Raw genomic sequence first — 1,695 nt, forward strand, 5'->3', positions numbered from 1 at the left:
GCCGATCGCGGCCACCGCGCAGCCCGCGACGACCCGCTCCGAGCGCGCCGCATCGACGATCGCCCCGCCGGGCATCTGGCCCAAGAGGCCGATAATGCCGCCGATCGAGAGCACGAAGCCGATCTCGACCTGGGTCCATTTCTGCGTCGTCAGATAGACCGCGACGAACGGGCCGAAGCCGGTCTGCACGTCGGCCAGGAAGAAGATGAACCAGTCGAGTCCGCGCTGACTTTCCCGCGACGGCCCGCGCGATTCCTCCGGAGTGGGCTGATCGGGGACAATTGACACAACGTTGGTGCTGCCGGCTGATCGCTCGCCACGACCGTCGCCAACCGTCTCTAAAGAAGAGTTCGGACGCGCGACCAGCTCTACCCCCCTAATGTTCGTAATCCCATGGATGCAGGCTTCCCGCCGCGCCCAGCACGATCAGCGGCGTATCTTCCTTGTACTCGGGCGCAGCGCTCACCTGCTGCTTGTTGAGGTCCAGCGTGATGCTGTCGCTCTTGCTGGAAACACCGGCGAAACGCAGCGCGTTCCAATCGACCACGATCTTGCGGCTGCCGACGCCGAGGAAGCCGCCGAAATCGATCACTGCGGCGCGGACCTTGCCGTCGCGGTCGACAATGACGTCGACGATACGGCCCATGTTCTCATTGGCGGAACTGCGAACGTCGCGCCCGAGAATGCCGTGCGCATCGCGCGCGCCGATCACGGTCACCGACGGCGGCGGCGACGGTTCCTTGGACGATTCCTTTGAGGGTTCCTTGGCTTGCTCCTTCGGCGCCGCAGAGGCTGCTGGCGGCGCTTGGGCTGCCGGCGGCGATGGTGCAGGCGCCGGTGCTTCGTCATCGGCGGCACGGACACCAGCGCATGCCAGCAGCGCCGCTGCGACCAGCATCATGATAATCCTCGGACGCATGTTACTCTCCCCGCGATTTCCCTAGCGCACGCATGTCGCGTGACGACGCTCAATGCGTCAGCACGATCGACACCTGGATCTGGCCGCGCGTGCGCAACACTTCCAGCGACACCTCGTCGCCATGGCGGCGCAGCCTCAGATCGACGCTGGAAGCGCCAAGCCTGAGGTCGCGCAGCACCACGTCGTTGAGGAATTCCGGCAGCCGCGGATCGCGCAAGCGAATCTCGCCGCGTGCGGTGTCGAACTCGAGGCCAAGCGCCGCCTCCAGCAGCGTGAACGGCGTCGCACTCGCCCAGGCCTGCGGTGCACAGGCCACGGGATAGAGCACCGGGCCGCGCCGGCGCTCGCGGCGGAAGCCGCAGAACAGCTCCGGCAGCCGCCGCAGTTCCATATAGCTGGCGGCGTCGAACAGGCCCTTGAACAGATGCGCGACCGAATGCTTGAGGCCGTAGCGGGCAAATCCGAGCGCGATCAGCGCATTGTCATGCGGCCAGATCGAGCCGTCGTGATAGGACATCGGGTTGTAGCGCACTTCGCCCGCGGCGACGGTGCGGATGCCCCAGCCCGAGAAGAACTTCTGGCTCATCAGGTCGGCGGCGACCCGTCGCGCGCGGTCTTCCCGCACCATGCCGGAAAATAACGTCTGGCCGGCATTCGACGTGCGCACCTTGCACGGCTGCTTGGCGCCGTCGAGCGCGACCGCATAGGTGCCGAGCTCCTCGCACCAGAATGCTTGCTCGAACCGCTCGCGCAGCCGCTCGGCCTCGGCGTCCAGC

At 66.5% G+C, this 1,695-nt stretch carries 2 protein-coding genes and 1 pseudogene; all 3 read right to left on the reverse strand.

Annotated elements, in window-relative coordinates; translation table 11 throughout:
• Positions 1 to 288, reverse strand: a pseudogene (locus tag AKL29_RS45045) (MFS transporter); the annotation flags it as partial.
• 88 nt (positions 289 to 376) lie between these two features.
• Entirely contained in the window at positions 377 to 919 is a 543-nt protein-coding gene (locus AKL29_RS18500; protein ID WP_430648881.1) for a PRC-barrel domain-containing protein, read from the reverse strand.
• A 49-nt stretch (positions 920 to 968) separates the two neighbouring features.
• Positions 969 to 1,695, reverse strand: a 727-nt coding sequence (locus AKL29_RS45050; RefSeq protein WP_430648882.1) for an amylo-alpha-1,6-glucosidase, incomplete at its 5' end; no start/stop codon positions are given.

Origin of the sequence: Bradyrhizobium pachyrhizi (genome assembly GCF_001189245.1) — a bacterium.
Lineage (GTDB): Bacteria > Pseudomonadota > Alphaproteobacteria > Rhizobiales > Xanthobacteraceae > Bradyrhizobium > Bradyrhizobium pachyrhizi.